The 17,123-nt window shown below is 55.8% G+C and carries 20 protein-coding genes; 10 read left to right on the top strand and 10 right to left on the bottom strand.

Annotated elements, in window-relative coordinates; translation table 11 throughout:
* Positions 1-10 precede the first annotated feature (10 nt).
* Positions 11-706 carry an LON peptidase substrate-binding domain-containing protein gene (locus KA369_18400; GenBank protein ID MBP7737955.1) on the top strand — a complete coding sequence of 232 codons (696 nt, stop codon included), beginning with the start codon at positions 11-13 and terminating at the stop codon, positions 704-706.
* On the top strand, positions 703-1,167 hold the full coding sequence (locus tag KA369_18395) for a hypothetical protein (protein MBP7737954.1): 465 nt from the start codon (positions 703-705) through the stop codon (positions 1,165-1,167). The genes KA369_18400 and KA369_18395 overlap by 4 nt, the downstream gene beginning before the upstream one ends.
* On the opposite strand, the gene KA369_18390 is transcribed toward KA369_18395, so the two are convergent.
* The 4 genes from KA369_18390 to yidD form a co-directional block, all read right to left on the bottom strand.
* A complete protein-coding gene (locus KA369_18390) occupies positions 1,164-1,811 on the bottom strand; it encodes a hypothetical protein (protein ID MBP7737953.1) in 648 nt (215 codons plus the stop codon). The two genes, KA369_18395 and KA369_18390, sit on opposite strands and share 4 nt — an antisense overlap.
* 61 nt (positions 1,812-1,872) lie before the next feature.
* Complete coding sequence (gene bamD, locus KA369_18385) at positions 1,873-2,805, bottom strand: outer membrane protein assembly factor BamD (protein MBP7737952.1); 933 nt, start codon at positions 2,803-2,805, stop codon at positions 1,873-1,875.
* On the bottom strand, positions 2,762-3,652 hold the full coding sequence (locus KA369_18380; protein MBP7737951.1) for a hypothetical protein: 891 nt from the start codon (positions 3,650-3,652) through the stop codon (positions 2,762-2,764). Before KA369_18380 ends, bamD begins: the two co-directional genes overlap by 44 nt.
* Positions 3,653-3,705: 53 nt before the next feature.
* The gene (gene yidD / locus KA369_18375) at positions 3,706-4,098 is read right to left on the bottom strand and encodes a membrane protein insertion efficiency factor YidD (GenBank protein ID MBP7737950.1); all 393 of its coding nucleotides are present in this window, start codon (positions 4,096-4,098) and stop codon (positions 3,706-3,708) included.
* A 240-nt stretch (positions 4,099-4,338) separates the two neighbouring features.
* On the opposite strand from yidD, the gene psd reads away from it, so the two are divergent.
* From psd to KA369_18355, 4 genes are all read left to right on the top strand, one after another.
* Positions 4,339-5,190, top strand: a complete 852-nt coding sequence (psd, locus tag KA369_18370) for a phosphatidylserine decarboxylase (GenBank protein ID MBP7737949.1) — start codon at positions 4,339-4,341, stop codon at positions 5,188-5,190.
* Between the two features lie 292 nt (positions 5,191-5,482).
* Complete coding sequence (locus tag KA369_18365) at positions 5,483-6,196, top strand: cytidylate kinase-like family protein (GenBank protein MBP7737948.1); 714 nt, start codon at positions 5,483-5,485, stop codon at positions 6,194-6,196.
* A 9-nt stretch (positions 6,197-6,205) separates the two neighbouring features.
* The gene (locus tag KA369_18360; GenBank protein MBP7737947.1) at positions 6,206-6,694 is read left to right on the top strand and encodes a PQQ-binding-like beta-propeller repeat protein; all 489 of its coding nucleotides are present in this window, start codon (positions 6,206-6,208) and stop codon (positions 6,692-6,694) included.
* Positions 6,695-6,708: 14 nt separating this feature from the next.
* Positions 6,709-7,167 carry a hypothetical protein gene (locus KA369_18355; GenBank protein MBP7737946.1) on the top strand — a complete coding sequence of 153 codons (459 nt, stop codon included), beginning with the start codon at positions 6,709-6,711 and terminating at the stop codon, positions 7,165-7,167.
* A 7-nt stretch (positions 7,168-7,174) separates the two neighbouring features.
* Here the strand turns inward: KA369_18355 and KA369_18350 are convergent, their stop codons facing one another.
* A complete protein-coding gene (locus tag KA369_18350; protein MBP7737945.1) occupies positions 7,175-10,411 on the bottom strand; it encodes a tetratricopeptide repeat protein in 3,237 nt (1,078 codons plus the stop codon).
* Positions 10,412-10,855: 444 nt separating this feature from the next.
* Between KA369_18350 and KA369_18345 the strand changes: the two genes are divergently transcribed.
* Both KA369_18345 and KA369_18340 read left to right on the top strand, forming a co-directional pair.
* Positions 10,856-11,587: a glycogen-binding domain-containing protein gene (locus KA369_18345; protein MBP7737944.1), complete on the top strand. Its 732-nt coding sequence runs from the start codon at positions 10,856-10,858 to the stop codon at positions 11,585-11,587.
* A 333-nt stretch (positions 11,588-11,920) separates the two neighbouring features.
* Positions 11,921-12,259 carry an STAS domain-containing protein gene (locus KA369_18340; protein ID MBP7737943.1) on the top strand — a complete coding sequence of 113 codons (339 nt, stop codon included), beginning with the start codon at positions 11,921-11,923 and terminating at the stop codon, positions 12,257-12,259.
* 146 nt (positions 12,260-12,405) lie between these two features.
* Here the strand turns inward: KA369_18340 and trxA are convergent, their stop codons facing one another.
* Entirely contained in the window at positions 12,406-12,759 is a 354-nt protein-coding gene (gene trxA / locus KA369_18335; protein MBP7737942.1) for a thioredoxin, read from the bottom strand.
* 341 nt (positions 12,760-13,100) lie between these two features.
* Between trxA and KA369_18330 the strand changes: the two genes are divergently transcribed.
* Positions 13,101-13,634, top strand: coding sequence for a sigma-70 family RNA polymerase sigma factor (locus KA369_18330; GenBank protein ID MBP7737941.1), 534 nt, complete (start codon positions 13,101-13,103; stop codon positions 13,632-13,634).
* On the top strand, positions 13,631-14,167 hold the full coding sequence (locus KA369_18325; GenBank protein MBP7737940.1) for a hypothetical protein: 537 nt from the start codon (positions 13,631-13,633) through the stop codon (positions 14,165-14,167). The genes KA369_18330 and KA369_18325 overlap by 4 nt, the downstream gene beginning before the upstream one ends.
* A gap of 18 nt (positions 14,168-14,185) precedes the next feature.
* Here the strand turns inward: KA369_18325 and KA369_18320 are convergent, their stop codons facing one another.
* From KA369_18320 to KA369_18305, 4 genes are all read right to left on the bottom strand, one after another.
* Positions 14,186-14,614, bottom strand: coding sequence for an ACT domain-containing protein (locus KA369_18320; protein ID MBP7737939.1), 429 nt, complete (start codon positions 14,612-14,614; stop codon positions 14,186-14,188).
* Positions 14,615-14,768: 154 nt separating this feature from the next.
* Complete coding sequence (locus KA369_18315) at positions 14,769-16,064, bottom strand: phenylacetate--CoA ligase (GenBank protein ID MBP7737938.1); 1,296 nt, start codon at positions 16,062-16,064, stop codon at positions 14,769-14,771.
* A 75-nt stretch (positions 16,065-16,139) separates the two neighbouring features.
* Positions 16,140-16,517 carry a DUF5329 family protein gene (locus tag KA369_18310; protein ID MBP7737937.1) on the bottom strand — a complete coding sequence of 126 codons (378 nt, stop codon included), beginning with the start codon at positions 16,515-16,517 and terminating at the stop codon, positions 16,140-16,142.
* Positions 16,518-16,548: 31 nt separating this feature from the next.
* Positions 16,549-17,123: glycerophosphodiester phosphodiesterase (locus KA369_18305; GenBank protein ID MBP7737936.1), on the bottom strand; the 575-nt coding region annotated here is incomplete at its 5' end.

Below are 17,123 nucleotides of genomic sequence, written 5' to 3'. Positions count from 1 at the left end.
TATATACCTGTTGACAAATAGGGCCTTTTTTTGTATACTCCCCCGGAACAACGCGGACGGAAGCGGGAAGACCGTCGTATCCGGCTCCGCCCTTTCCACCAACGCTATGGAACAGGTTACGTTAAAAACATTTTTTTTAAAAAGAAAAATCATATTCCCTTATTGCACGATGGCCGTTTTTATAAAGCCGACCGAGGACTCGAAAGATATTCGCGCGGGCGACCGGATTCTCGCCGTCACCGTTCGCTCCACCCTTGACATGGCATGGCGCAGAGAGAGGCTTGCGACGCTGTCGGAGGTCGTGGAGATAGAGCCGGAGGGCGGATCGACAAAAATAACGCTCAAGGGCCTGTCCCGGGTGAGCGTGACAAGGTTCATCAACTACCGGTCGGCAGAATTCCGGACGCCGCCTCCCCGGACGGCCGATCCCCATGACGGGACAAACGAAACGCTCCGGAAAAAAGCGCAGGAGCTGGTTTTTCTCATCAATGTCGAGGAATCGGACAAGCTGATCAAGCTGCTGAATTACATCGTCGACCTGAACCAGATGACCGATTTCATCGCGAATTACTTCGTGATGGATTTTCCCGCGCGCTACCGGCTGTACCGGGAAACCGACGTCGTCAATCGGAGCAGGATGCTGACGGTCGAGCTGATGAACCTGATACGCAGGTTAACAAAAAAAAGGAACAAGAGCCCCGTATGAAAAAGACAGTGATTGGCAAGGACGTGTACTTCACCCTGGCGTGGTCTCCCCTATATCCCTATGACCGCTTCGACGCGATGAGGAAAATGCCGGAGCTGGGCGGCATCATAAGCCTTCTGTACCGGAACCAGTCCCGCAATGAGCACCTGATCTTCTACAGCTGCCACCGCGACGGCTGCAGGGTGGGATTCAAGAAATTCATGGACCCCTACGCGACCCGGCACCCGGAGATCATCAGGGAGCTTGACCTGACCCGGCTCTACTACAAGTTCACGGTCATAGACGAAGGGAACATGATGGACATGCAGGACATCATGTACTGGCTGATACGAACCTACCGCCCGCGCTTCAACGAAGCGATGTTCAAGGACTCGCAGCGCTTCGAGAACATCTACATCAACGAGGTGCAGCGAAGCGAGGACGATGTCGTGGAAAAAATCATCGGCCACCGGGGGAGCTAAGCGCCGCCCTCGCCCTCCCGCGATATGAGCAGGTCTTCACGGGAATAGATACGCAATGACGGGTACTTTACAAGGAAAAACTCCAGGATGTACTTCAGCCGCGCCGCCGCGTCCAGGGGCGAGGACATCCGGTTGTCCGATCGGGGCGAATACTGCTGCATCCTCTTCACGTTGAGGGTCCTCCGGTCACGGTCGCCGTCGAAGATGTCCTTCTTAAAGAGCTTGTAGGTGTCATAGATGGACCTTATGATGTCCTCCGAATAAATCAGGTTGGCTACGTAGAGGTTCGTGTCCGCGTCATGGATGTTCCGGGTGAAGAACTTGAGGAGCCTGAAAATGATCTCCGGGTACAGGTGCTCGTTGATCAGCTCGATAACCTTTTTCTCTAGTACGCCATCAAGCATCCGCTTGGTCGGATAGGCCAGGCTGGGCAGGTCGACATTGCCGGTCTGCACCTTGAAGAAAACGAAATCAAGGAACCGGTCGATGATATCCTTGCGCATGAAATCCGCCATGTCCAGGGCGCCCTCGGTCATGCGCTCCGCCACTTCCGCGAGATTGTCGTTTTTTAAAAAATCGTCGAAATTAAAGATCTGGCTCTTGTACAGGTCCTCGACCCTGCCGCCGCCCAGGAAATCATCCATACCATCCCTCCATGGGAATTATACCGCGGCCTGCCCGGTAAGGCAATAAAAATTTATTCGGCTAGAATGACGCGGTAATTCCGAGCCGCACCCGCCGGAACAGCTCCCTGTCCCGCTTCTCGTTGAATTCATTCACCGTACGCACGGCGCCAAAGAGGTTGTATCCGTACACGATGCCGCCGGCTATGCCGAAAAAGACCATCTGGCAGGTGTCATGGCGCCGGTGCCCGTCGTACATCATGAAGGCGCACAGGGCATTCGTGAACAGGGTGAGGAACCCCACCGCATAGTTCCCGGTGTAGAATTGACCGAACCCCGGGAAAAAAGCCGACCCCAGGACCCCGAGCCACAGGTGCCGCCGCGGCCTTCCCGATTCTTCTGCAATGGTTTTTTCCAGCCGGTCCAGGTCCCCCCCGTACTTGCCCCGCGGGTACCGCTCCCGGTACGAGGCGATGACCCGCAGGGACCCTGGAACGTTCGATTCAAGGACCGCCGCAAAGCAGGCGTCGCGGTCAGTTTCCTCCATGAAACGGCCCTTCCGGTATGCCGCCCGGTACAGGTCCCGGAGCCTGTCCGCCTCCGCGGGCAAGCCCTTCATGAGATGGACGAACCCCGCCAGGTAGAGCGCCTCATCCCCGTCATCCTTCCCGTCATGGGAACGGTGGATGGAGGTGAAGACGTTCAGGGCGGCCCGATAGTTCCCCCCTTTATAATAGGCCTTTCCCAGGAGGAGCATGCTTTTCCCCGACAGGGGGCCCCCGGGATAGAGGCACTGGTAGCGCATGGCCTCGGTAATGGCGGCGTAATAATCGCCGGCTGAGTAGAAGCGGAGGGCCATCGCCATGACATCCTCTCCCCCGGCCAGGGCGCCGCGCCACGCGGCCAGGACCAGGAATGCCGCGACAAGAATCTTTCTCAACGTGACCTCCCCGTTGAACCCGGTGACGCCGTCATCGGAATACCCTGTTGTCCCTGACCTCTTCAACCGGGTCATAGGCCGGCTCGCACCGCTTTTTCACTTTTTCCCTATAGGCGCCCTCAAGGTCCTCGTTTACCGAGCGCGCCGCGTTAAAGGCGCCGTAAATGGTGCCGAGATAAAAGACCGATGAAAAGGCGATAAAGGTGTACGCGAGATTCCTATGCCCCTGGCGGTGGAGCAGGAAAGCCCCTCCGGCCAGGGCCGCCACCCCCACGAAGCTCACCGCTCCCTGGAGCCACTTGCCCGCGTACATCTGCCCCGCGCCGGGGATAAACACAGAAAGGGCCACGGCCAGAGGGACCGATTTGAATGGTATTCGCCTGTACCCCTCGGCCTCTTCGCTGAGGAGGCGGAGCCGGTCCCCGTCAGGCACATGCCGCTCCGCGGCACGCACTTCCTCTACCAGCTCCCGGTAGAGGCCGCACTGGATATAGGCTTCGGCCTTCCGCGCCAGCAGGGGGTATCGCCGCGGCGCCTCCACCGCTCCGTAGGAGACCGGCGCCGCCGTTTCCAGGGCCGGGCCGCACAGGCCCAGCTTCAGGTATGCCTGCGACAACAGGATGCTCTCCCGGCTGTCGCGGGGTCCGGACCGGGAGGCCATGGCAGCCACCACGGAGCGGTACTGTCCGCCGAGGAAATAATTAATATTAATGAAAAAGTTGTAATCCCGGCGATTCCCGTCACCCCGATCGAAGACCATGAGCCTTCTCGTTTCGGTTATAACATCGAAATATCTCTTCTGGGCGAAAAGGTCCCTGATGAAGATTTTTTGCCTTGTGACAAGGTCGCTTTCAGCGGCGGAGGCGCCCCGTGGCGCCGGGAATATGACGAATAGAAGAATCGCAAGAAGGTGGTATTTCATCCCGATATGCACCATAGCCGGACGACGCCGCCCATTGTTTAACACCGGCATCCCTATTTCACCGGCATCAGGTCAGGGACAGGGTCATCGCCGGGTGTTGAGAAAATATTGCAGCGCAGTATCCTGTCCCCGGCCAGTATGCCGCCGAGGAAGGCGCCGTATCTCCGCACCGCCTCCCTGCCGTAGGCGCTGCACACGGGCCTGAACCTGCAGCTGGGGCCGTCCAGGGGCGAGATCCAGATCTGGAACGCCCTGATCAGGAGCACGGCGCCACCGGTATAGGCGTCATAGACGCCCCGCTCCGCGGCCGGCCCGGCGGCGGCGCCGCACCGGCCATGGCCGGCGACGGGCGGGCCCTCCACGGCCTCATCCCCCACTGCCACGTCCGCGTCCCAGGGGGCGAAGGAATCTTTCGCAATGACGGGCGGTGCCGCCAGCAGGCACATTGCCATGATTATGCAGATGGTTCCCATGGAATAGTTTTCCGTGTACTCTGGGCCTCCCCCGGTATCCATCAAACCCTGAGGCACTCCCCGATGAATGTCAAGTTATATATAACCGGGAAACTCTTCGGACGGCCCTCCGGGAGAATATCCGTCTCCCTTTTAATACTTGACACGGCGCTACAGGCCGGTTACCCACAATCAAGTCTACCCGAAAACCGGACGCATCCACAAGGAGCAGTCATGACCATCACCACAACCCTGGCCCTGTTCTTTTTCAGGATACTACCCAAAAGCCTTCTATCCCGCATCTTCGGATACATCGCCCGGATACCCCTCACCCCGTCGCTAATGAACGCCTTTATCAGGTGGTACAGCGCGAAATTCGGCGTAAAGGATGAATACATTGTCCCTAAAAATGGGTTCAGGACCATGGATCATTTCTTCACCCGTAAAATGAAGGAGGGGTCTCATCCCATCGACCAGGCCGGCAACTGGGCCGTGTCCCCCGTTGACGCGCGCATCGACCAGTTCGGCGACATCAGGGACACCACCGTGATCCAGGCAAAGGGCATCGGGTACTCCCTCCAGAATCTGGTCCCTTCCGACACCTACCGTAAATTTCTCTGGGGATCGTTCATGACCCTCTACCTGTCGCCGGGCGACTACCACCGGATACACGCGCCGGTCGACGGCACGGTCATCGGCTATTACAACCTCCCCGGAACCCTCTTCACCGTGCAGGAGTGGATGGTGAACCGCCTTCCGGATCTTTTCGTGAAAAACGAGCGCATCATCTCATACGTTCAATCGGCGGCCGGCACCGTGGGAGTATGCAAAATCGGCGCCATGAACGTGGGCCGCATAACCCTGTCCTATTGCAAAACACAGACCAACCGGACGTTTCGCAAACGAGAGGAAGTGTTCTTCGCTCCGGCGGATCAGGTCCCGGTACGAGCGGGCGACGAGCTGGGCGCATTCCACCTGGGATCGACGATCATTCTTCTTTTTCAAAAAAGCGCCATCACCTTCGATGATTTCAAGGCCGGCGACAGGATAAGAATGGGCAACAGGATAGGGACTCTCCATTTCTGAAAAAACCATTCTTATTTGTCTAAAAATCAGCGAAAAGTTCTTGATATTTTACCCCCCCATATAAATTTCATACATAGAGCCAGTGTATAAATTTTAATAGGATCAAACAAGCCCATAACTTGAATCAGTATTTAAAAAACGATATATTTTAATTGGCACTTTGCTGAAAAAAAGCAACCTGCCATACGACGACGGATGATATGTCCAGGAGTGTATCACTGAAGATGCTTGCAGAGATATTCTATAAACAACAGTAACCAATTCATTTTCACCGCGACAAGGAGATTGCTACATGAAAACACCGGCCCTCGATAAATATATAACCGCCCAGGTAAAGTACTGGCAGCAGCAGAAGAATTCGCTGACTTCGCATCCGGAGAAAAAGAACCTCCGGCAGTTCATCACCATAAACCGTGAATACGGATGCTCGGGCTACAGCATAGCGCAGGAAGCGGTCATGTTGCTGAACAATTCCGGCACGACCCCGGAACCGCTCTGGGCCGCCTATGAGCGCCAGGTCCTGGACCGGGTCATGGAAGAAATGGAGCTCTCATCGAACCTGGTGAAAACCCTTACCGACGACGCCATGAGGGACCTCACCGATATCCTGAAAAGCATATTCAGCGACCTTCCGCCCCAGGTCGCCGTGTACCAGAAGCTGGCCCAGACCGTCAGGATCCTCGCCAGCCACGGCAACGTGATCCTCGTCGGCCGTGCCTCGAACGTGATCACCCGGGGAATGGCGGGCGGCTACCACGTCATGATGGTCGCCCCCATGGATTACAAGATCGCGAACGTGATGAAATTCAAAAATGTCACGAAAAAAGAGGCGGAGAAACTGGTGATCGAAAACACCGAGCGCCGCGAGAACTACATCAAGGAATACGTGAAATTCAACGTGACCGATCCCCACAACTATGACCTGGTCATCAATCTCGCGGACGCCGACGAAAAGAACATCGCGAGGCTCATAATCGAAGGGATGAAGCTAAAAAGTTCCCATTGAACCGATTAAATGGAACAGTCCTATTCTCAAAACTTTGAGTTAGGAGCCCGCGTCCTCCATTACGATTGCGGCAGGTCCACGCTGCTATGCAGGGACTCACAGAGCGGCGGGAACCTCTGGATAAAAAAAATATCAGATATAGACCACATTGATACCGTGATTGAGGATACATCACGGTATTATATTGCCTGTGAAACCGACGACATCAAGGGCCGCTATCTGGCCATCGACAAGGAAACCGGGGCGACCGAGTGGTTCATTCCCGGGAAGGCCTATTTCCACATTGTCTATGACAGCGGCCTGTTCATCATATTCACCGATGAGAAGAACGATTATTACCTGATCAGGGTCGATTGCCGGAAGGGGAGCAAGATCTGGCACCGCCGGGTGGAAAAGGACCTGTGCGAATACAGCTTTACCGGGGACCGGATCACCCTGGCATACGAATCGGGGAAGCGGGAGACGCTGTCCGCCCGCACCGGGACCGTCATACATTAACCAGGAGCGCCGCCATGCTGAATTACGACATTGAAGACGCGTCAAAAGCGCTGGCCATCATCAGGTCCCTGAAAAAATACAAACCTCCCTTCAGGATACTGGGCGGATACCGCCTGATCGACAACGGCATCGATCCGGAAGCGACCGTCCAGATCGAGGCGCGGGGCAAGGTCATCCACGAGGCGTCAAACGGCGCCGGCCCCGTGGACGCCCTGGCCAACGTGCTCAAGAAGGGGCTCACGCCGCTATTCCCCGACATCTCCCGGGTCAAGCTCATAGATTTCCACGCCGACATCCTCGACGCCAAGCGCGGCACCAGCACCGATGTCCAGGTGACGATCATTTTCACGGACGGCACGGACCTGTGGAAGGTCCACTCGCTGTCGGAAAACATCAATGCCGCTTCATTCAATGTGCTGATTGACGGATTCGAGTACGCCCTGCTGAAAAACGCCACGAAGAGGAAGAAGTAGACGTTCGCTATTTACGCATTTCCGGCCGGTAGTATTCCATGCTGTAGGGGATCGATTCGTCCAGGATAGGCTCGCCTGCGCCGCCCTCTTTCCTGAAGGAGCGCGCCAGGTTCACGCGGGCGAACTCGTTGTCGGAATTGATGAGCTGGGCGTAATCGATCGATTTCCAGAAGCTGATCTCGCTCTTCGACTCGTTGTTCTTCCCCTGGTACACGGCGCCCAGGTTATTATAGGTCGATGACAGAAACTGGACGAGCTTCACGTGGCCGGGAAGGTCGCGCCGGGCTATCTTCATTTTATCAAGCTCGTATTCGTAGGCCGATATGAGCTTCAGATATTCGCCCTTGGCCGCGTCATAGCTGCCCATGTGGTAGAAGGCGTTGCCCAGGGCGAACATGATCTCCGGGTTCTCGGCAAAGTCTTCGTAGAGGTTCAGCCACTGGTCAAGGGCCTTCTGGTAGAGCCTGTTCAGGTAGTAGATCCTGCCCAGGTTGTAATGCACCTCGGACGACTCGTATCCCTCATCGATGGCCTTTTCATACTTTTCGCGCGCTATCTGGTAGTTCCCCATCCGCTCATCGTCCTGGTCGATCGACTCGTCTTCGAGGTCTCCGTAGCGCATCCGGACCTTGTCGAAATAATAGTAGAAGATGTTTCCGAGGAGCGCGTAGGACTTGCCCGTGCTCTCCGTCTCCTTGTAGAAGTCCTCCCGGGTGAATTCAGGGGGGGCCTCCGCTGCCTTGATGGCCCGGTTCAGGGTCTCATAGGCCTTCACCGGCTCCTTGCTCAGGTAATAGTATTCTCCCAGAAGATGGAGCGCGCCGAAATAGTCCGCGTCGTAATTCTTCCGTGAGAGGTCGATCGCTTTTTCAAGGTGGATCTTCATAAGCTTCAAATTGTCCTGGGCCTTGTTGAGCCTCGCGTATTGCAGGTGCAGGGGCGGATAATCGCTGTCACGCTTGTTCAGGGCGCTCAGCACGCCGATGACCGCCGGGAATATATTGTCATCACTGTCCTTGAAGCGGGGCGACTGGACCCCGTAATCGATCCTCACGTTAGACGTCTTCGACTTCTGCTTGTCCAGGTAGTACGCCGCCAGCTTCGCCAGGAGGGACGACTGGACATTGGACATCATTTTCTTCTCGGACAGCACGGCATGCATATCGATGACCCTCTCGAACACGTCCCGATCGATGTAGAGGTTCAGCAGGCCGGAGTACCCGATCTCGGAATCGGGCTCCAGATCGACGATATCCTCGTAATATTTCTTGGCCTTGAAGTACTGGCCCTGGTAAAAATAGGCGTTGCCGATGCCGAAGAGGGCCGTGATGTTCTTCCTGTCCCTGACGAGGACGCGCCGGTACATTTCAATGGCCACGTCAAGCTGGGACCATTCCTCGCGCTTCTTGTCGCTTTCGGGATAATACCAGCGGTTGATATTGAGCCGCATGGTATTGTAGTATTCCTTCGGCACCTTCGAATAGAAATAGCCCAGCTTGTTCAGCAGGTCGATGTCATTGGCCTGGCCTTTCTTCCTCTGTATATCATAGAGCTTGTTCAGCTTTTCAATGGAAAAGGCGTATTCCCTTTTATCGAAATATGCCTGGGCATACTCCGTGTATCCGAACGAGTAGTCCCTGACATAGTCCTCGTCAACCTCGCGAAAGAGCTTCTCCGCCCTGGCATAATCCTTCGGCTTCTTGAGATAATCGCCGCTCTCGCGGATGTAGGCCGCGCCCTGCTTGATCATGCGCTTGGCCGCCATCGGCTTGTATAAGAACTGGTATCCGAGGACCACCAGCGCGCAGGTGACTATGGCGGCGGCCCCGGCGATCCCCGTGATGGCAAGGAGCTTCTTCTGCCGCTCACGCCCCCCGGCCGCGTACTCCGGCCGGGCGGTAATGACCCTGCGGGCCGGACCGATCTTTTCCTCGACGAGGGGGATGGTCTTATCGAGCTTTTCCTCGAGGTACTTCTGTATGGAGCCTTCGGGTCTTCCGCCCAGGATCATGTTGATGAGCTGGCGGGTGTCCTTCGTCGGCAGGAGGTCGTTGATCACGACATCCTTCACCGCCTCGCGTATGGCCGGGTTGAAAAGGAGGATGGCCTTTTTGAGCCGCATGATATCGTGATCGGACAGATCGATGCCCTTTTCGCCCTTTTCCGCGGCGGGAGATTCCGCTGCGGGCCTGGAGGGTTTCTCCTTTTTCGCGGGCTTCGGCTCTTCTTCCAGCATCTCAACTTCGAATTGGTCTTCCCCGACGGCGGGCAATTCGGGAATATCCGCTTCCAGGTCCGGCATTGCTTCCCGTACTTCTTTCTTTTGCTGAACCTGGCTTATGATGTCCTTCGAGGACTTGACCTGGGGAACATCGCCCAATTCCTCAACGCTCTTGATGGAAGCCAGGTCATCGTCCGTAAGCTCTTCCATGGTCGGTTCGGGCTCGGCAAACTCGGCCTCTGACGGGGCCTCCTTCGCGGAGCCGGCTTCGGGAATATCCAGTTCCGGGATGTCCGCTTCCCGGGCTTCCGCCATTTCCACCTTTCCTTCATCGAAGGATATATCTGAAAGATCGGGGATTTCCCCGGGTTGTTCTTTTTCAAGGGTGACGCCCGGCGAAGGCTTCCCGGCAGGGGCCTCGCCCGTTTCCTCCAGGAAGCCCAGGTCCTTCACTTCCGTGTCCTTCGGGGCGCCGAGGTCGGCAAGGTCAATGTCCTCGAAGACAGGCGATTCGGCTTTCTTCGGCGCGGGCGTCTCCTCGACAAAGGCATCGGCCGGGGCCCGCTCGTGGCGATCCAGCGACTCCGGTTCTTCGGCCGTGAGAAAATCCAGCTCATCGACGGGGCTCAGGCCCCCGGGCTTCGCCTTCTCTTCCGGGGGTGCGGCATATTCCTCCGCGGCGACCGGAGGCGCCTCTTCCTCGACCTCATGGATCAAGCCGGTAATGTCCTCGATAGGCGCGGCTTCCTCTTCGACGCGCGGCTTCTCCGGCCGCTTCGGTTCGCCGGTGAGGCTATCCAGATCGACGGAGGGGAGGGAAAGATCGGCCGGCTCCTCGAATTGATCGGGAGCGGGGTGATATTCCTCTTCGACGGCGGGAGCCTCTTCCTTCTCGGCCGCGGCCGGCGCTTCCGCTTCCTTCTCGCCGCGAATCCCGTGGCCGCTCCGTTCGATGAGGGTAACGATGCGCTCGATCTCTGCGAGCTCTTCAGGGGTGTATGTTATTTCTTCCGCTTCAGCCATTCCTTTACCGCGACCATGAACATGGCCCATGTAGAGACATAATCAGATACTATGTTCCGCTTGATAAAAATCAATCAATTTTTACCCGCTGCGGCTCCCGTGACGTCTTTAAAACAGCTGTTGATCCCGTCATCAATCAATAATGAATAATAGACGTGCCGCATAACCGATTAAAATTTATATGGTGCGCCCCCGCCGCCTTCGGCGGCGGGGCGCATTTCATTGGTTATCAAGTTTTGCGGCAATTCCAATATAAACAGTATCTATTAGATTATCGACAAATTTAACGGAAGAATAAACCAGTTATTATTAAAACAAGCCTCCCTTCAGGGGCCGGTTTCCACAAATTGGAAATAATTTTAATGTATTGGCGATAATGCGTCGATTTCCACTATAGACGCGTTGCCCGATAACATCTCGACACGATTTCAGAGGTTTCATTCTATGAATTATAAAGCCATCGCGGTCCTGGCATCGATCCTCCTGCTTGCCTTTAACAACGATGAGGGAGCCGGAAGGTCCATATATTATAACTCGCTGAAATTCCTGAGCCATGCCGACGGCCCGCAGAAGGTGAATTTGATTTATTCGGGAAAGCGGCCGGGACAGAGCACCCTCGACTCCTTCGGGACACTGTTCACCTACAAGAACAGGGGGGCCCGTGGGGTCCAGATAACGGGCAGCTTCAGCCGATGGAAGCCGGTACCGATGACCCGGAGCGACAGCGGCATCTGGTATTATTTTCTCCCTGCGGACGAAAGCGGCAGGGGAATAACCTACAAGTACATTGTCGACGGCATCCTGATACGGGACCCCCTGAATCCCGACAGGGTGGATGACCGCATGGGTTCGTATCTCTCCGTGGCCGATCCCGCGGTGAAAACCGAGGGAAAGCATGTCACCTGGCGGAAGATCGGAAATAACACCGTGGAATTCAGGCTCTACCGCCCGGAAGCGGGCTTTGTTTCACTGGTCGGCGATTTCAACAACTGGAACCCCGAGGATGATCTTCTCAGCAGGGGAAGCAATGGCATCTGGCGCCTGAGGAAAAAGCTGTTCCGGGGCGTGTACCGGTACAAGTTCATCGTCGACGGCGAATGGCTGCCCGATATGTACAACTCGCGATCCGCCTCCGATGACACGGGCGAGGTCTGCTCGGTTATCGAGATCAAGTGAAATAATATATTAATATTGGAGAGGGTCGGGCTATCCCGCATCACGTTGTTGGCCACTGTTATTATGTGCCGGAAAAAAGCCTCCAGGCCTGCGGAACTCGGACAACAAAATGACGACTCAGACAGTCCTCGGCCTTTCGGCTCTTTTTTCCGGCGCATTAATAGTGAAACTGCAACACGAGGACATAACATGACCCTATTGGCGGCTCACCCGGTCATTGTAGAATAATATAATCGGATAACAACATTGCCTTGCATCATTCTACCGACAACCGGCAGACAATTTGGGAAATAATTGTTTGACATTTTGCGATTATATGCATAATGTTAGACCATGGATAATATCAGCTTTGAGGCAAAGAAAAATAATATTATCGTCCATGCCAGCGGTGAATGGAACCTGGGCAATATTAAAGAGATGGAGGTCGTCTTCACCGAAATCCTGGCGAAAAAGCCGGGAATGATTGCCATAAATTGCAAGAACCTTAACGGCGTGGACTCGACCGCCATCGCATCGCTGGTCAAAATACTGAGAAAAACGAAGGAGATGAACATCAAGCTGATATTCTTTGACCTGAGCCCCAATATCTACCACACCTTCGAGCTCATGACCCTGAACAAGTTCTTCACCATCATGACCAAGAGCAGATTTGACGAAGAGTTCGGCGCATAAACAGGCCGATGCCGCCTTCGGCGGCCCGTTCTTCATCCTTGCTTCAGATTGCTAAATAATGCACTATAATAAAAGGGGCTGTCTCACGAGCCCCTTTTTTGTTCCTTGGTAATGAAAATGACCTGAAACCGGCCGTCCCATGCGGGTCAATTGACCTTCAGCACATCCTTGATGATCTCCTGGAACGCCTGTTTCGGAAGAGCTCCCGCCGCCATGCGCGGGCTTTCTCCCATCGGGATGAACAGGATGCTCGGGATGCTCTGGATGCCGAAAGCGCCGGACAGCTCAGGCTCCTGGTCGGTATTGACCTTGTAGATGTTGATCCTTCCCTCATATTCACCGGACAGCTCGCTGAGAACCGGGGCCACCATCTTGCAGGGGCCGCACCAGTCCGCGTAAAAATCAATGATCGCCGGAAGGGTCCCTTTGTAATTCCAGTCAGTGTTCTTCTCGTAATCGAATATCTTTTCCTTGAACGTCTCTTTTGTCAGCTGTTCCATTGATTAACCTCGCTCGTTTTGTTAAATAATACCGTATGCAAATCAAGACTTTTGCCCAGGTACGTAAATTATTAATTCCAGATTTCTGATCGATCCCGGCAGCGTTCATTGATTTGCGTTTTTCCAGGCCAGGATCCCTATAACCAAGAATTTTAATAATATCTAAAATAATAAAATATTCTCTTTTCGTCAAGTGCCAGGATTAAATTTATTGTAGACAACACGACATTCAGCCTGTATTTCATGTCCATTCTCGGTTTTTAAGAAAAAATTCAGCCTTTTACATTTTTTTTGTAAAATTCGCTCGTAATCCAATACTCTGTATAGGGGCATCAGGGGGAATGCTGCTCTCAAAAAAAGAAAGGGAATTCAGGAAATCCTACAGCGATTATTATCCGATGATCCTGAATGCCCTGTACTATCGCGTCGGCAACAGGGAGGACGCCGAGGACATCTGTCACGAGATATTCGTGAGCTTTTACCGCAAGTTTGACGAGGTGAAGGAGCCGAAAAAATGGCTCATCGGCGCCATGAAATTCTGCATCTCGAACTATTACCGGAAGCGAAGCGGCGCCGATGCGGAGGGTGTTGATATTCAAGACATGGAAGATGATGTCCATCTCGCCTTCGAAAACGGCTTCAGGGACATCCGCATCATCATCCATGACGCCATTGAGGACAGCGGGAACTACAGGGACGAAAAGGAGCGTATTCTCTTCGATCTTATTGCGATAAACCGTTACACCTATGAACAGGCGGCCCGGCACCTGGGATTGACCACGCGGCAGGCCGTGTACAAGTACGGCCAGGTAACCCGGCGGATCCTGGATCACCTGAAAGAACGCGGCATTTCACGAATAGAGGACCTGCTATGAACAAGCGCGATCAGGATACACTGTTACTGGAACGGCTTCTGGATAAATACAAGTTCGCCCGGCCGGTTCCGGAGGACATCCAGGATGAGATCCTCGCTTCAAAAAAGAAAAACCTGGTGCGCGTCCTGAAAACCGTCGGGGCCTTCAGCGCCCTCCAGGGAGTTTTCCTCTCCGTCTATTTCTGGATCAAAAAACTGGGCATCGGCATTCCCATCGCGAAATTCCTCATAACGGCCGTAACGCTCGCCGCCGTCACCTATGGCGGATATTACGCGCTGACGACGCGTGGCGCCGAGGATCTTCTTACCGGGGTGAAACCCGGCCAGGGGGAAAAGAGCGGCGGGAAAGGGATGTGCCTCGATGAGATCACCCTGTACAACGGGAGGATCATCGAAGGGACGATCATATCCCGCGGGGCCCGGTACCGTGTGAAAACCGGCGACGGCATTGTTGATATACCGCGCGCCATGATAAAGGTGATAAAACCGCTCCGGGAGGAGCGTGAAAGCGGCGGCGATTCGCGGACCAGGTAACCCCCTGTCATTAACCTGTCAGAGAAAATAGAGCTCGTTTTCCCGGAGAAGGGAAAAGCCCGCCTCCTCCAGTACCTTCTCGGTCTTTTTGATATCCTTCACCTGGAACACGAACACGGCCTCGTTGCTTCCGCGTATCGTGAAGCCGTAGGCATCCTCCACGTTGATGTCGTTCCTGGCGAGCACGGCCGACGCCTTGTGAAGGCCGCCGGGGCTGTCGTCGATCCGGACCGCCACGATGTCCTTCAGGGTCGCAGCGATCCCCTCGTCTTTCAACGCCTTGCAGCCGTCCACGGGACGGTCAGCGAGAATCTTGATGATGCCGTAGTCGCCGGAATCGGCAATGGTGATGGCCCGCATGTTGATGTTGTTCTTTCCCAGGATGCCGGAGATGCGCTCGATCTTCCCCGGCTTGTTTTCTGCGAAGATTGAAATCTGTTGCGGCATGGCATCCTCCTCAGTTATTCCTGTAAAACCCCGTCCTGGAGTTTTTCAGGGTCGGCTTTGCGAACTGAATTCGCAAAGCCTTACATTCTTCTCGGCTTTCAGCCTCGAAAAATGGCGATACTTCCTTGTATCGCCCGTCCCGATGTTATCGGGGCTATATCTTCCTGTTGTCGATGACCCGCACCGCCTTGCCGGTGCTGGGCGGCAGCGAGCCGGGCTCCAGGAGCTCGATGCGCGGATTCACGGTAATGAGCGCCTTCAGCTCCTCCACGAGCTTTTTCTTGAGCCTGTTCAGGCCGCCCAGGTCGCCCTGGAACATTTTCGAATAGAGCTCGACCCGGATGTGGAGCCGGTCGAGGTTCTCGTGGCGGTCCAGGACGATCTGGTAGTTGTTCCCCACCTCCGGTATCTTCATCAGGACCGACTCGATCTGCGACGGAAAAACGTTCACGCCGCCCACGATGAGCATGTCGTCGGTGCGGCCCTTGATGCGCTCGATGCGGCGGTGCGTTCTCCCGCAGCGGCACTGCTCGGGTATGATCCGGGTGAGGTCCCGCGTCCGGTAGCGGATGATGGGCATCGCCTCCCGGTTGATGTGGGTGATGACCAGCTCGCCGGCATCGCCGTCCGGCAGCCTCTCGCCGCTATCTGGATCGATGATCTCCATGATGTAGAAGTCCTCCCACAGGTGCATGCCGTCACGGTGCTCGCACTCGAAGGCGACGCCGGGGCCGTTCATCTCCGACAGGCCGTAGGAGTTGTACGCCGCCAGCCCCCACTGTTCCTGTATCTTGTTCCGCGTTTCCTCGGAATAGGGCTCGGCTCCCAGGTACGCCCGCCGCACGCCCAGGTCCGGCGTGCGCACCCCCTGCTCCGCCACCACGTCGCCCAGGTGGAGGGCGTAGCTCGGGGTGATATGGATCACCGTGGTGCGGAAATCCTGCATGAGCTGGATCTGCTTCAGGCTGTTCCCGGACGACGCCGGGATTACCATGCACCCGAGGCGCTCGGCCCCGTAGTGCAGCCCCAGGCCGCCGGTGAAGAGGCCGTATCCCATCATGTTCTGGAACACGTCGTCACGGGTGGTTCCCGTGGCCATCATGGAGCGCGCGATCAGGTCGGCCCAGTCCGCGATGTCCCTGGCCGTGTAGAAGATGACCGTCGACTTACCCGTGGTGCCGGACGAGGCGTGAAGACGGACAATGTCGCTCCGGGGCACCGCCACCATGCCGTCGGGATAGCTCAGGCGAAGATCGGCCTTGGTGGTGAAGGGAAGGTCCTTGAGATGATCGAGGGACGTTATCCTGTCGATATCGACGTTGTTCTCGGTGAACACCTTTTTATAGAAGGGTGTTGAAGCGGCGCTCCTCAGCGCGGCGGACAGCTTTTTATACTGAAGCTCCTCAAGCGATTTCCGGTCAATGGTTTCCAACTCTTTTTTCCAGAACATGGGGCACCTCGAAGCTTCAAAGTATCAACTGACAACAATGCTCCTCGGATTTTCAGAATCTGTCAATGAAATATTTCAACGCCTCTTCCTCTCCAGGCCGGCGAGGTTTTTCCTGAGCCAGTCGGCGGATTTCACGACGGAGCCGTCGCGGAGCTTGATGTAATAGGGGGCGCCGGACCAGGTCGATCCGGAGGCAATGTGGGTTATGAACTGCTCCGCCGTCCTGATGGCGCTCCCGGCCTTGGAGAGCTTCAACTCCAGGTGCTTCCGCGCCTCCCGGGAAGAGTACTCGGTGCCGTTTCGTATGAAGACCAGGCCCGATGCTTCCACCCTGTCGAGGAGGGCCCGAATCTTCTCCTGCTCGGTCATGGCCGGGGCCTTCAATGGGACCAGGGCGGCCATGAGGAGAAGATATATGGTGCGCCTTGCTATCGACATGCTCCTTCCCATCATTATCACCTCGCTTTTTTCTGCGGATACGCAATCACCGGCCCGGGACGTGGCCGGCCAGGACATCTTTCAATATATCAATGCGGTCGGTGACGATGCCGTCAATGCCCCACCGGATGAGGCGCTCCATGTTTTCGGGCCTGTTGATGGTCCACGCCAGAACCGGTATGCCGCGCCGGTGCGCGTCTTCGATGAGGCCCCGGGTGATGATCCTTACGCCCCTGGTGGCGCCTTTGCCCTGGTACTCGTATTGCCCTCCCCCGATGAACTCGGGAATGAGCATGGCCTCCCCCTGCGGCGTCGGCCCACCGCCCGGCAATTTCCTCAGGGCAATGAATCTCAGCGTGTCATTCCTCGAAAAGCTGGTGATGAGGCCGGGAAAATTCTTTCTCACGAAGGCCATGGTCCGGTCGTGAAAGGAGCCGACGATGACGCGCTTCGCCGCCCCCTTATCCGCGATCATGGACGCCACCCGCTCCGCCGCGCCGAGGTCGCGGTCCTTGATGTCGATGGAAAACCTGACGCCGGGGAACGCGTCCAGCACCTCCGCGAGGAGTGGTATCCGGTACCCCTTGCCCCTGAAGGGGAAGGTTGCGCCCCCGTCGAAGG

The sequence above is a fragment of the Spirochaetota bacterium genome, assembly GCA_017999915.1.
Taxonomy (GTDB): Bacteria; Spirochaetota; UBA4802; order UBA4802; family UBA5550; genus RBG-16-49-21.
The sequence above is the reverse complement of the archived record's forward strand: the minus strand, read 5'-3'. Positions and strand labels throughout refer to the sequence as shown.